This is a genomic window from Phenylobacterium sp., from assembly GCF_036263695.1.
Classification (GTDB): Bacteria; Pseudomonadota; Alphaproteobacteria; order Caulobacterales; family Caulobacteraceae; genus Phenylobacterium.
The window spans coordinates 1-12,440 of the sequence record NZ_DATAGM010000441.1; the positions used below are offsets into that span (position 1 = coordinate 1).

16 protein-coding genes are annotated in these 12,440 nt (G+C 69.5%); 9 read left to right on the forward strand and 7 right to left on the reverse strand.

The genetic code is table 11. From position 1 onward, the window contains the following. The 3 genes from VHK87_RS17725 to VHK87_RS17735 form a co-directional block, all read left to right on the forward strand. Positions 1–110 (forward strand): hypothetical protein (locus tag VHK87_RS17725; protein ID WP_329636233.1); only part of this gene is annotated, 110 nt, incomplete at its 5' end. Further along, positions 107–811, forward strand: a complete 705-nt coding sequence (locus VHK87_RS17730; protein ID WP_329636219.1) for a glutamine amidotransferase-related protein — start codon at positions 107–109, stop codon at positions 809–811. The genes VHK87_RS17725 and VHK87_RS17730, both read left to right, overlap by 4 nt. Before the next feature lie 69 nt (positions 812–880). Beyond that, a complete protein-coding gene (locus VHK87_RS17735; RefSeq protein WP_329636220.1) occupies positions 881–1,015 on the forward strand; it encodes a hypothetical protein in 135 nt (44 codons plus the stop codon). On the opposite strand, the gene VHK87_RS17740 is transcribed toward VHK87_RS17735, so the two are convergent. The 3 genes from VHK87_RS17740 to VHK87_RS17750 all read right to left on the reverse strand — a co-directional run bounded on the left by VHK87_RS17740 (position 1,012) and on the right by VHK87_RS17750 (position 3,885). Next, complete coding sequence (locus VHK87_RS17740) at positions 1,012–2,478, reverse strand: hypothetical protein (RefSeq protein ID WP_329636221.1); 1,467 nt, start codon at positions 2,476–2,478, stop codon at positions 1,012–1,014. The two genes, VHK87_RS17735 and VHK87_RS17740, sit on opposite strands and share 4 nt — an antisense overlap. Before the next feature lie 64 nt (positions 2,479–2,542). After that, positions 2,543–3,418, reverse strand: coding sequence for an oxygen-dependent coproporphyrinogen oxidase (gene hemF, locus VHK87_RS17745; protein WP_329636222.1), 876 nt, complete (start codon positions 3,416–3,418; stop codon positions 2,543–2,545). After that, positions 3,415–3,885 carry a tRNA (cytidine(34)-2'-O)-methyltransferase gene (locus tag VHK87_RS17750; RefSeq protein ID WP_329636223.1) on the reverse strand — a complete coding sequence of 157 codons (471 nt, stop codon included), beginning with the start codon at positions 3,883–3,885 and terminating at the stop codon, positions 3,415–3,417. Before VHK87_RS17750 ends, hemF begins: the two co-directional genes overlap by 4 nt. 226 nt (positions 3,886–4,111) lie before the next feature. On the opposite strand from VHK87_RS17750, the gene petA reads away from it, so the two are divergent. Genes petA through VHK87_RS17765 form a run of 3 tightly spaced genes read left to right on the forward strand, consistent with a single transcriptional unit; the run spans position 4,112 to position 6,845 of the window. Next, positions 4,112–4,663 (forward strand): ubiquinol-cytochrome c reductase iron-sulfur subunit, encoded by a 552-nt coding sequence (petA, locus tag VHK87_RS17755; RefSeq protein ID WP_329636234.1) that lies wholly within the window; start codon positions 4,112–4,114, stop codon positions 4,661–4,663. Positions 4,664–4,665: 2 nt separating this feature from the next. Next, the gene (locus VHK87_RS17760; RefSeq protein ID WP_329636224.1) at positions 4,666–5,988 is read left to right on the forward strand and encodes a cytochrome b/b6; all 1,323 of its coding nucleotides are present in this window, start codon (positions 4,666–4,668) and stop codon (positions 5,986–5,988) included. Between the two features lie 8 nt (positions 5,989–5,996). Next, on the forward strand, positions 5,997–6,845 hold the full coding sequence (locus VHK87_RS17765; protein ID WP_329636225.1) for a cytochrome c1: 849 nt from the start codon (positions 5,997–5,999) through the stop codon (positions 6,843–6,845). A gap of 18 nt (positions 6,846–6,863) precedes the next feature. On the opposite strand, the gene VHK87_RS17770 is transcribed toward VHK87_RS17765, so the two are convergent. Next, on the reverse strand, positions 6,864–7,676 hold the full coding sequence (locus VHK87_RS17770; protein WP_329636226.1) for a hypothetical protein: 813 nt from the start codon (positions 7,674–7,676) through the stop codon (positions 6,864–6,866). A gap of 88 nt (positions 7,677–7,764) precedes the next feature. On the opposite strand from VHK87_RS17770, the gene VHK87_RS17775 reads away from it, so the two are divergent. The 3 genes from VHK87_RS17775 to VHK87_RS17785 all read left to right on the forward strand — a co-directional run bounded on the left by VHK87_RS17775 (position 7,765) and on the right by VHK87_RS17785 (position 9,717). Next, on the forward strand, positions 7,765–8,292 hold the full coding sequence (locus tag VHK87_RS17775) for an adenine phosphoribosyltransferase (RefSeq protein ID WP_329636227.1): 528 nt from the start codon (positions 7,765–7,767) through the stop codon (positions 8,290–8,292). A gap of 191 nt (positions 8,293–8,483) precedes the next feature. Then, positions 8,484–9,176 (forward strand): class I SAM-dependent methyltransferase, encoded by a 693-nt coding sequence (locus VHK87_RS17780; RefSeq protein ID WP_329636228.1) that lies wholly within the window; start codon positions 8,484–8,486, stop codon positions 9,174–9,176. 73 nt (positions 9,177–9,249) lie between these two features. Continuing rightward, the gene (locus VHK87_RS17785; RefSeq protein ID WP_329636229.1) at positions 9,250–9,717 is read left to right on the forward strand and encodes a hypothetical protein; all 468 of its coding nucleotides are present in this window, start codon (positions 9,250–9,252) and stop codon (positions 9,715–9,717) included. Positions 9,718–9,721: 4 nt separating this feature from the next. On the opposite strand, the gene VHK87_RS17790 is transcribed toward VHK87_RS17785, so the two are convergent. From VHK87_RS17790 to ychF, 3 genes are read right to left on the reverse strand one after another with little or no spacing between them, the layout of a single operon-like run. Then, a complete protein-coding gene (locus VHK87_RS17790; protein ID WP_329636230.1) occupies positions 9,722–10,405 on the reverse strand; it encodes a dienelactone hydrolase family protein in 684 nt (227 codons plus the stop codon). Between the two features lie 2 nt (positions 10,406–10,407). Then, a complete protein-coding gene (locus VHK87_RS17795; protein WP_329636231.1) occupies positions 10,408–11,079 on the reverse strand; it encodes a dienelactone hydrolase family protein in 672 nt (223 codons plus the stop codon). 12 nt (positions 11,080–11,091) lie between these two features. Then, positions 11,092–12,189, reverse strand: a complete 1,098-nt coding sequence (ychF, locus tag VHK87_RS17800) for a redox-regulated ATPase YchF (protein ID WP_329636232.1) — start codon at positions 12,187–12,189, stop codon at positions 11,092–11,094. Between the last annotated feature and the right edge of the window lie 251 nt (positions 12,190–12,440).

The following is a 12,440-nucleotide window of genomic DNA, read 5'->3' on the forward strand; positions in this document are numbered from 1 at the left end:
GCCAGGTGCTGAAGGAGGTGGAGGCCTGGTGGATCGACCACGACTTCATCGACGACAAGCTGGCGGCCATTGAGAAGCTGAAGGCGGTCGCCCAGGGGATGGTCTATTGAGGCTGGGCGTCCTCGAGACCGGCGCGCCGCCCTCGGAGCTGAATGCTGCCTTCGGCGACTATCCGGCCATGTTCCGCCGGCTGCTGGGGCCCGGCTACCACTACGAAACCTTCGACGTCGTGGCCGGTCGGCTGCCGGACCATCCGCAGGCCTGCGCCGCCTATGTGATCACCGGCTCCCCCGCCAGCGCCTACGAGGACGCCGAGTGGATCGCCCGCCTCAAGGACTTCCTGCGCGCCGCCAAGGGGCACGCGGCGCTGGTGGGCGTCTGCTTCGGCCACCAGATCATGGCTGAGGCGTTCGGCGGCAAGGTGATCAAGTCGCCGAACGGCTGGGGCATCGGCATGCACAGCTACCGTGTCCGGGAGGCGCAGCGGTGGATGGACCCGGTGGCCGAGATCCGCGCGCCGGCCTCCCACCAGGACCAGGTGGTCGAGGCGCCGGAGGGCGCGGTGGCCGTCGCCGGCAGCGACTTCTGCCCCTTCGGGATGCTCGCCTGGACCGACCAGCCGGCCATCTCCATCCAGCTCCACCCTGAGTTCGAGCCCGCCTACGCCAAGGCGCTGATCGAGAGCCGCCGCAGCCGGCGGATCGGCGAGGAAGAGGCGGCCCAGGCCATCGCGACCCTGGAGGGGCCGGACGACCGCGCCCGGCTGGCGGAGTGGATCCGGCGGTTTATCGCCGATCCAAAGAATTCCTAGAGCGGCTGCAACGTCGAAGGCGGGCCACCGTTAACGGCTCGTCCGCCAACTCTCTGAAAGTCCAAACGTATGCGTAAGTGGAGCGCCCTGATCGTCGCCTTCAGCGCGGCGGCCGCGCTGCTGATCGGAACGGCGCCGGCGAGGGACGCCGGGCCCGCCGAGGAGCGGGCGATCGACATGGCGGATATTCGACCCAGTACCTAGGCCCGCCCGCGAAGCGAGCCCACGCCCGGCGGGCGCAGGGCAAGGATCTCTTCGAGCGTGGCAGGAAGTCGGGCGCGGTAGCGCTTGTAGGCGAGGGCGACGAGGTCCTTGAGCTCGGCGGCGAACTTCGCCTGGTCGAGGCGCCGGCCCGCCAGCGCGCGCTGCTCGGCCGCGCAGGCCTGGCGAAGCGAGGCGTCCTCGGCGAGCTCCTCGAGCCGGTCGAAGTAGGCGTCGGCGTCGCCGGCTCGGTGGGCCTCGGGCACGAAGCCGGCCGTATCGCCCAGATCGCGGGTCAGCACGACGGCGCCGGCCTCGATGGCGGCGAGTGCGATGTCGCCCCCGCCAGGCCGGAACGGATTGGCGAACAGGTCGGCGGTCGTGAGCAGACCGGCCAGGTCGTCCAGGGGCGCAGGCACGAACTGGCGGCCCAGCACCTGCTGGAAGGCGGACATCCAGAAGTCGGGCAAGTCGCCCGCCACAAGCCAACGCCGGCGAGGGTCGGCGAGCAGGAAGCCGCCCATGCCGTCGACGAAGGCCTGGTCGAACTCCGCGCCGAGGCGGTCCCCGGCGGTGGCGATGACGAGGTCGTCGGACGCCAAGCCCAGCTCCTCCCGGCTCCGGGTCCGCACGGCTGGGGCGACGTGGTGCGGGACCGCCTGGGTCTGGACGTAGTTGGCGACGAAGGCCTCGGGCGCGCCGCGGCGGCGCCACAGGGCCTCGAGGTAGGCCGGCTCGCGGCAGGACCAGTAGACGTCGGCGTGCTGCAGAGGCGGGACGTCCTCGCCCGTGACCATCAGCGTCGGGCCGATCAGCGCCAGCAGGCTGATGTCGGCCGACAGCGGGTTCTCGAACCAGACGTGGGTGGTCCTGGGCCCCTGCTGCATCAGCAGGGCCAGGTAGTCCGGCTGGCGGTCGATGGCGAACAGCCGCACCCGCTCCAGCGCCGGCCCCAGACGTTCGGCGATGTAGCGGCCGAGCTCCGGCGACACTTCGCCGTGAACCCAGACATCGACCAGCTCGCACCCCGGGTCGCGCGCCAGGGCTGCGACATATTCGACCAGGCTGCGGGTCTGCGCATGGCTTTCGTCCACCAGAGCGCCCGGCAGCACGGTGTGTCGGCGCATGACCCTCTTGTCGGCGGTCTCGCCGCGGTGGCGGATGTGGGCTGCGGCCTCGCCCAGGGCGGCGCGGACCAGCACGCCGATGCGGCCGTAGTCGGCGTCAGCGAAGGGCAGGGCGCAGGCGGCGCTGAGGTCGAGGGCGTCGCCGGCCAGGGTGAGCCGCCGGTCGGCGTCGAACCGGCCGCCCTGCGCCAGCGCCAGGGTGCGGCCTACGAAGGCTTCCTTGTCGCAGCCGGCGTAGGCCGCATCGCCCAGCCAGGCGTGCAGCCGCTGCACGATGGGGATCACCCGGTCCAGATCGGCGGGCCGGCAGTCTTCCAAAAGATCGACGAGCGCGCTCACGGGCCCTCCAGAGGCGAGGGGCCCACCAGCCTGATTCTCGAAGCTCGGAACAGCCCCTGCGGGGTTAGGGCCAGGCCACCAGGGGTGGCATGGACGAGAGGATCGACTCGATGTTTCCGCCGGTTTTCAGGCCGAACATGGTGCCGCGGTCATAGAGCAGGTTGAACTCCACGTACCGGCCGCGGCGCACCAGCTGTTCCTGGCGATCGGCCTCGGTCCAGGGCTCGTGCATCCGGTGACGGGCGATCCGCGGATAGACGTTCAGGAAGGCCTCGCCGACCGACTGGGTGAAGGCGAAGTCCCGCTCCCAGTCGCCGGAGTTGTGGTGGTCGTAGAAGATCCCGCCGATCCCTCGCGGCTCGTTGCGGTGGGGCAGGAAGAAGTACTCGTCGCAGCGGGCCTTGTACTTCGGGTACCACTCCGGATCGAAGCGGTCGCAGGCGGCCTTCATCGCCGCGTGGAAGGCCTGGGCGTCCTCAGCCTTGGGATCGCGCTGAACGTCGATGGTCGGCGTCAGGTCCGCCCCGCCGCCGAACCAGCTCTGCGTGGTCGCCAGGAACCGGGTGTTCATGTGCACCGCCGGCACCCGCGGGCTGCGCATGTGGGCGATCAGGCTGATGCCGGTGGCGGTGAAGCGCGGGTCCTTGTCGGCCCCGGGCATCGTCGCGGCCATCTCCGGCGTGAAGGTCCCGTGCACCAGGGAGATGTGCACGCCGGCCTTCTCGAAGAAGCGGCCGCCGCGCATGAAGCCCATCACCCCGCCGCCGCCCGCGGGGCGCACCCACGGCTTCAGCTCGAACCGGCCAGGCTCGCCGGGGTAGAGGTCGGCGGGGGCCTCCTCCTCGAGCCGCTCGAACTCGGCGCAGATGCGGTCCCGCAAGGCGTCGAACCAAGCTCTGGCGCGGGTGTTCCAGTCTTCGAGGGTGGCGGCGTCGGTCATGATGCGGTGGGCTTAGGAAATCCACCGGTCTGGCGCAACGCTTCCGAGACCGCGATCGCCGCGGCGGTGACGACGTTCAGCGAACGGGCGGCGGGGACCAGTGGGATGAAGAGCCGCGCCTGGGCCGCCTCGTGCACCTCGTCGGGCGCGCCGGCGCTCTCGCGGCCGAACAGCAGGGTGTCGCCGGCGGAGAAGTCGTATTCGTGGAGGGGCAGGGCGCCACGGGTCGTGAAAAGCACCAGCTTGCCCGCTTCGCGCTCCGGCGCCGCCAGAAAATCCGTCCAACTTCGGCGCCGGACCACCTCGCCGATCCCGCCATAGTCCATGGCCGCACGCCGCAGCGCCGGGTCGGAAAGGGGGAAGCCGCAGGGCTCGACCACCTCCAGCGGGACCCCCAGGCAGGCGCCCAAGCGCATGGCGGCGCCCAGGTTTTGCGGAATGTCCGGTTGAAAAAGGGCCAAACGCATTCTAAGCGGTCCGCCACGGAATAGACCGGGGCTTTGAGGGACGAATCAAGGGCGCCGCCCCGCGAGGCATCGCGGGGCTCTTGGCCTGCGATAAATCCTTCGGACCGGCGGTTTCGGCGACACCGTACCAGAGGCTCTGGCGCGGTCGAGCAGCGAGCGCCCCTGAGCCTCAGGGGCGGGAGAGAGGGGCCGCATCCGCGGCCCTTAAATGAAGGGTAGCTTGAAGGTGGCTGACACCGACGTGGGCTCGACATCCCACCCACACGCGGCGGACGATCCGAACCGCCGCGACTTCATTCACATCGCGGCCGCCGCCGCCACGGTCGGAGCCGTGGTCGGCATCGGCTGGCCGTTCATCGACCAGATGAACCCGTCGGGCGACGTGCTCGCGCTGGCTTCGATCGAGTTCGACCTCACCAAGGTGCCGCCCGGCCAGCAGGTGGTCCTGAAGTGGCGCGGCAAGCCGCTGTTCGTGCGCAACCGCACCCCAGCCGAGATCGAGAAGGCCCGCGCCGACGATAAGGCCAACCTGCCCGATCCTCAGGCCGACGCCGAGCGGGTCAAGGAAGGCAAGGAACAGTGGCTGGTGCTGATCGGCACCTGCACCCACCTGGGCTGCGTGCCCACCTTCGGCGGCGGTGATTACGGCGGCTGGTTCTGCCCCTGCCACGGCTCGCACTACGACACCTCCGGCCGGATCCGTAAGGGACCGGCCCCGCGGAACCTCGACGTTCCGGAATACACCTTCCTCTCGGACACCGCGGTCAGGGTGGGCTAACGATGGCTGGACATCATCCCACTTACGAGCCGAAGACCGGCTTCGAGCGCTGGCTCGACCTTAGGCTTCCCATCGTGCGCATGGCGTACGAGACCGCAGTCGCCTTCCCGACCCCGAAGAACCTGAACTACTGGTGGACCTTTGGCGGCATCCTGGCGACCATGCTGGTGGTGCAGCTGGCGACCGGCATCGTGCTGGCCATGCACTACGTCCCGCACGTCGACCACGCCTTCAATTCCGTCGAGCGGATCATGCGCGACGTGAACTACGGCTGGCTGGTGCGCTACATGCACGCCAACGGCGCCTCGATGTTCTTCATCGCCGTCTACATCCACATCTTCCGGAACCTCTACTACGGCTCCTACAAGGCGCCCCGGGAGATCCTCTGGATCATCGGCTGCCTGATCTACCTGGCGATGATGGCGACGGCCTTCATGGGTTACGTCCTGCCCTGGGGTCAGATGAGCTTCCACGGCGCAGTGGTGATCACCAACCTGCTGGGCGCCCTGCCGGTGGTCGGCGAGGCCATCACCACCTGGCTGTGGGGCGGCTTCGCGGTCGACAACCCGACGCTAAACCGCTTCTTCTCGCTGCACTACCTGCTGCCGTTCGTAATCGCCGGCCTGGTGGCGCTGCACATCTGGGCGCTGCACGTGCCGGGCAACAACAACCCGACCGGCGTCAATGTGAAGAGCGTCGAGGACACTGTCCCCTTCCACCCGTACTATACGGTGAAGGATGGCTTCGCGATCGTGATCTTCTTCATCATGTTCGCGGGCTTCGTCTTCTACGGTCCGAACCTGCTGGGCCACCCGGACAACTACATCCCGGCCAACCCGCTGGTGACGCCCGCGCACATCGTGCCCGAATGGTACTTCCTGCCGTTCTACGCGATCCTGCGGGCGGTGCCGGACAAGCTCGGCGGCGTGCTGCTGATGTTCGGCGCTATCGGCGTGCTGTTCGTGCTGCCCTGGCTGGATACCTCCAAGGTGCGCTCCATGCGCTACCGGCCGACCGCGCGGTGGTACTTCCTGATCTTCTTCATCACCTGCCTGGTGCTGGGCTGGTGCGGGGCCAAGCTGCCCGACGATCCCGTGATCCCGAACCTCAGCACCTTCATCCTCGGGGACTCGGACCTGAACAGCTACGTGTGGCTGTCACGCATCGCCACCGCCTACTACTTCGCCTACTTCGTGATCATCCTGCCGGTGCTGGGGCTAACCGAGACCCCGCTGCCCGTGCCGGAGTCGATCTCGGCCCCTGTATTGTCGCATCCGGCCGCCGCGCCAGCGGGCGCGGCCGCGGCCCCCGAATCGAGAGGTTGAGCCCAAAGATGCTGCGCAAAGTCATCGCACTCGCGGCGCTTGGGCTCGCCCTCTCGGCAGGCCAGGCGCTCGCCTCGGGAACCACGAACCGCGCGCCCAAGCACGTGGAGTTCGGCTTCGAGGGCCCGTTCGGCACCTTCGACCAGGCCCAGCTGCAACGCGGCTACAAGGTCTACCGGGAGGTCTGCTCGTCGTGCCACGGCATGACGCTGATGAGCTTCCGCAACCTTGGGCAGAAGCATGGGCCGTTCTACGACGCCGACCGGCCGAACCCGAACGACAACCCCTACGTCCGGGCGATCGCGGCCGAGTACCAGATCAACGACGTCGACTCGGAAACCGGCGACGTGATCCAGCGCCCCGGCTCCTCCGCCGACCGGTTCCCGAATCCGTACCCCAACGAGGCGGCGGCCCGAGCCGGCAACGGCGGCGCCCTGCCGCCCGACCTGTCGGTGCTGATCAAGGCGCGCCACCACGGGCCGCAGTACGTCTATTCGATCCTGACGGGTTACGCGAACCCGCCCGCCGGGCTGAAAGTCAGCCCCGGCCAGTACTACAACCCGTACGTCCCGGGCGATCTGGCGGCCTTCTGGACGGGCGATTCGCACCACGTGCCGCCCGGCGGCTTCATCGCCATGCCGCCGCCGCTGCGGCCGGATGGGGTGACCTTCGACGACGGCACCCGCGCCACGGTCGAGCAGCAGGCCAAGGACGTGGTCGCCTTCCTGACCTGGGCCGCCGAGCCCAAGATGATCGAGCGCAAGCAGTTCGGCATGGCGGCGATGATCTACCTGCTCATCCTGGCGGGCCTGGTCTACGCCAGCTACCGCCGGATCTGGCGCAACGTCGCCCACTAGGGCGCAGCGCCACGAGAGCTACCGAGGCCCGTCGCTCCCAAGCGGCGGGCCTTGTTCTTTGAGGGTCAGCCGCCCGCGCGGGAAGTCGAACCTCAGGGTCCACCGGGACAGCACGGGCGAGCCGATGGCGCCCAAGGCGCCGTCCGCCTCCGCCTGCCGCAGCAGGCCGGCCTGCACGTCCGGCGCGACCTGCCCCGCGAACGAGAGGCCGGCGAGTTGCGCGGTCCACACCCCGCCGGGATAAAGCTCCTCCGGCTTGGCCGCGCCGGGGACGGTGGCGACCGCCTCGTTGAGCCGCGCCGGCAGCGGCTGGCTCACGGCCAGGATCCAGGGGCCGCGCGCGCCGCGGACGCCGTCGGTGACCCCCGCCGGTGCGAGGGGCAGGTGGCCGAACCGGCCCATCGGCAGGACCGCCCCGCGCGTCGGCGGGGCGCTTGCCGGGCGATGCAGGGCGATCCGGCAGGGGCTGTAGCTCACGTCCAGCACGAACCCTGAAAGCACGTCCGCCCCGATCACTCCGGCGATCGGCGTCGGATGAGCGTAGGTCCGCGCGTCCAGGCCCTCGACGACCACGGGCCGCTCCCGCAGCACGACGCCGGCGACTCGCACCTCGCCGGTCAGCTGGGTCTGCTCGAACCCTTCCGCCTGGGCGCGGGTGTCATGCAGGATGGTGCGGGCGGTTCCGGTGTCGAGGATGTAGTCGCCGGCCGCGCCGGCCACGACGGCGGGCACGACGAGGGTCCCTTCCTCGAACCAGCAGGCGCTCTCGCCGGCCTGGGCGGGGCTGGAGGCGAGGACGGCGGCGGCCGTGGCGAAGACCCAGGCTCTCACGTGATTCCCATGCCGGAGACGCTGCAGCATAGCCAAGCCGCCGGGGCTCGGCGATAAGCAGGGCCGCTCGCCTCGAGGGACGCGCATCTTGGACCTGGCCTCGCTCATCCGCATCATTCCCGACTACCCCAAGCCGGGCATCATGTTCCGGGACATCACGACATTGCTCGCCGATCCGGAGGGATTTTCGCGCACGGTCGATGCGCTTTCGGCGCCGTTCCAGGCGGCGGGGATCCACAAGGTGGCCGCGATCGAGGCCCGCGGCTTCATCCTGGGCGGGGCGGTGGCCCATCGGCTCGGCGCCGGCTTCGTGCCCCTGCGCAAGAAGGGCAAGCTGCCCCACAAGACGGTCAGCGCCGACTACGCCCTGGAATACGGAACGGACGCCATCGAGATGCACCTGGACGCCTGCCAGGCCGGGGAGCGGGTCCTGTTGGTGGACGACCTCATCGCCACCGGCGGCACGGCCATGGCGGGGCTCTCCCTGCTGCGCGGGGCGGGCGCCGAGGTGGTCGCCGCGGCCTTCGTCATCGACCTGCCGGACCTGGGCGGCGCCGACCGTCTGCGCCTCGAGGGCCTGCCGGTCACCAGCCTGATCGCGTTCGGCGGGCATTGAACCGGCGAAGCGTCGCCTGTAGCCTCGCGCCCGTGTCCGCCGCCCTGCGCCCCTGCGTAGCCGTAGCCCTCCACCTCGGGGGCAAGGACTCGCGCGCGCGCATCTAGCGGCCCGCAGACCGATCCCCGCAAACCCTGCGGATGGATCGGCGACGTGCTCTCTCCATCCGCCCTGCCGATGGAGAGACCCTCATGAAGACATTCGACTGGTGGTACGACGACCTCAAGCAGGTCGGCCTCGACTTCGAGGACGAGGCCCAGGTCGCGACCTACGATGCGCGACAGAACAGCTCGGCAGACCGCGACGCCGCGCTCCTGAAGGAGCTCGGCCTGACCGCCGGCATGGCCATGGCCGACATCGGCTGCGGCACCGGCGTGATGGTCTGCGAGGCGGCGCGGATGTGCCGGAGCGCCGTCGGCGTCGACGTTTCCGCCGCGATGCTGCGCAGCGCTCAGGCACGGGCGACGCGGCTGGGCTGCGAGAACCTGACCTTTCAGCGGGCAGGCTTCCTGTCGTTCGCCCTGGCCCCGGCCTCCTTCGACCTGATCACCACCAAGTCGGCCCTGCACCACCTGCCGGACTTCTGGAAGGCGATCGCCATCGTGCGCATGCGCGAGGCCCTGAAGCCGGGCGGGCGGCTCTACATTCAGGACGTGGCGTTCAACTGCCCGCCCGGCGAGCTGATCGCCGCGGCCGAGGCCTGGATCGACTGGCTGGGCCGCGAAACCCTCTATTCCCGCGAGGAGGGCGCCTGCCACATCCGGGAAGAGCACTCCACCTTCGGCTGGATCCTCGAGCGGATGCTGACCGACGCCGGCTTCACCCTGCTCCGGCGCGAGCACGAGGGGCCCTACGCGCGCTTCCTGGCCGAGCGGGGCGGCTGACCAACGGCCATGTGAAGGCTTTGGGGCGCCGGCATGCCTTACGGCCGGCGCCCTTAGCCCCTAACTTGGGCCCATGGTGTTCACGCGGGCATGGCGCAACTTCAAGCGGATGCAGGACCTGACGGTGCTGGCCGCCTGCCTGATCTACTCGGGCGCGGTGCTGCACGCGTTCCAGACGCTGCAGAGTCCCAATGCGCTGGTGGCCAAGGGCACACTGGTCTGGCCGGCGCCGTTCCTGATCCTGTCGCTGCTGGTGCCCCTCGCGATCCCGGCGCTGCGCAGCGGCCTGACCAAATACGTCTGGATGAGCTTCAAGGCCGGCTTCGGTCAAACGGCCTCGTCGGTGCTGATGGGCATCGGCCTGCTCGTACTGGCGGCGGGCTTCGTCTACTCGCAGCTGGCCGCCAACGACGCGGAACTGCGGTTCGCCGGCGTGTTCGCGGCCTATGCGGCGGGCATCGGCATCCTGGCGGCCCAGGCGATGCTCGTCCGCACGCTGGAGCGGCGGCCCGACGTGCGCGAAGTCATCGAGGAGCGGTAGCCGCTCAGGCCCCTTCGCCCCGCCCGCCGCCGTTCATCGCAAAGAGCTGCAACGTGCGCAGACGGCCGAGCCTTGCGGAGTCGGCGTGGTAGTCGCTGCGTCGGTCGGACACGAAGCCGTGGCCGGCGTCGTAGAGGAATACCGGCAGGTCCGGGTGCTTCTGGCGGATCTCCTCCACCTTCTCCATCGGGATGGAGGCGTCGGTCTTGCCGAAGTGCAGGATGGTCGGGCAGCGGGGCGTCTCGTCGACCAGCTCGGAGATCCGCCGGCCGTAGAAGGCGGACGCCGCCGAGATCCCCTCGCAGCGGCAGGCGGCCAGCCAGGTCGCCGCCCCGCCCCAGCAGAAGCCGGTGACGAACACCGGCGGCTTCAGCGCATCGATCGCGGCCTGGAGGTCGCCGGCCACCTGATCCCAGCGCGTATCCTGCGAGTAGCGGACGCCCTTCTGGATGCCGTCCTGGTCATAGCCGGCTTGAAAGCCGCGCTCTAGCCGGTCGTAGAAGGCCGGTGCGATCACCTCGTAGCCGTCCTCGGCGAAGCCGTCGGCCAGCTCCTTGATGTGATCGGTGACGCCGAAGATCTCCTGGATCAGCACCAGCCCGCCGCGCCGGGCGTCGGAGACCGGGGCGCGGTAGGCGTCGAACTCGAAGCCGTCGAAGCCGCTGGTCAGCCGGATCATCTCGCCCATGGTCAGGCGGCGTCGAACAGGTGGCGGGTCCGCTGACGGGCCTGGTCGGCCGCTTCGGCGGAATAGCGCTCGGGGCTCTCGTTGTTGAAGCCGTGACCGGCGCCATCGTAGATGTAGACCGGCACGTCTGGATTGCTCTCCTTGACGGCCGCCTCCACCTCGTCGGCGGGGATGCCGGGATCGGTGCGGCCCAGGTGGACGATGGTCGGGCACTTGGGCTTCAGGTGGGCGTTCGCCTTGACCATGCTGCCGTAGTAGCTCGCCGCTGCCGCCAACCCGTCGACCCGGGCCGCGGCGATCCAGGCCAGCGAGCCGCCGTAGCAATAGCCCACGACGCAGACTTTGCCGCGGGGCGCCAGGAAGTCCCGGCAGGCCTCGACGTCGGCCAGCGCCTGCTCCATGGGCGTCGAACGCGCGTGGGCGATGCCGGCGGCGATCCCGTCCGCATCGTGCGGGGCGACGAAGTCGTGCTGACGGCGGTCGAACAGGGCCGGCGCGATCGCCTCGTAGCCGGCCTTGGCCCAGCGGGCGACGTCGGCGCGGACGTACTGGTCGATCCCGAAGATCTCCTGGATGACGATCACCCCGCCTCGGCGCGGCGTGAAGGACGGCTCGTGATAGGCGGAGAACTCGAACCCGTCCGCCGGGCTCGTCAGCTTGATCGTCTCGCCCATTCCAGGCTCTCCCTACACGTTGAACCGGAAGTTCATCACGTCGCCGTCGCGGACGACATACTCCTTGCCTTCCGAACGCATCTTGCCGGCGTCGCGTGCGCCGGCCTCGCCGTTCAGCCGGACGTAGTCATCGTAGGCGATGGTCTCGGCCCGGATGAAGCCCTTCTCGAAGTCGGTGTGGATCACGCCGGCCGCCTGCGGGGCGGTGGCGCCCACGGGGATGGTCCAGGCGCGCGCCTCCTTCGGGCCGGCGGTGAAGTAGGTCTGCAGGCCGAGCAGCTTGTAGGCCTCGCGGATCATCCGGTTCAGGCCCGGCTCCTCCAGGCCCAGGGTCTCCAGGAACTCACCGCGCTCGGCCGGGTCCAGCTGGGCGATCTCGCTCTCGATCTTCGCGGAGATGACCACCGAGTTGGCGTGGTCTCGGGCGGCCCGCTCGGCGACCTTCTCGGAGAGCGGGTTGCCGGTGGCGGCCGAGCCCTCGTCGACGTTGCAGACGTAGAGGGCGGGCTTGGAGGTCAGCAGCTGGAGCATGCGCCAAGCCTTTTCGTCCTCCGAGGACACCTTGGCCATCCGGGCCGGGCGGCCCTGGTTGAGCTCGGCCAGGGCGAGGTTCACGAGGCGCAGGGTCGTAGCGCTCTCCTTGTCGCCGGCCTTGGCGCGCTTCTCCAGGTTGACCACCCGCTTCTCCAGGCTCTCGAGGTCGGCCAGCATCAGCTCGGTCTCGATGATCTCCAGGTCGGAGATCGGATCGACCCGGCCCTCCACGTGGGTGACATCGTCGTCCTCGAAGCACCGGGCGACGAAGGCCACCGCGTCGCAGTCGCGGATGTTCGCCAGGAACTGGTTGCCCAGGCCCTCGCCCTTGGAGGCGCCGCGGACCAGGCCGGCCACGTCCACGAAGTTGATCCGGGCGGGGATGATCTCCTTCGAGCCGGCGACCTTGGCCAGCGCGTCCAGGCGCGGCTCGGGCACCGCCACGTCGCCGACGTTCGGCTCGATGGTGCAGAAGGGATAGTTGGCCGCCTGCGCCGCGGCGGTCTGGGTGAGCGCATTGAAAAGGGTCGACTTGCCGACGTTCGGCAGGCCGACGATGGCGACTTTCAGAGCCATGCCGTCCTCGGATGAATGGATCGCGGGGGTTTAGCCGACCCCGGTCCGCTTGGCGACTAGGGCTTGTGGATAGTCGCGATACGGGGGTGACAGGGCGACCGCGCTGCTGCAGCGTCCACGGCATTCAAATCAACCGCCCGCCAACGGGGTCGGGCGGACAAACAACAAGGAGCGAACGTGGCGATCACCAGCTTTGTCGAGGAAGAAGGCCCGTCGAATGGCCGTGGGCACTACCAGCACGGCAACGGCAA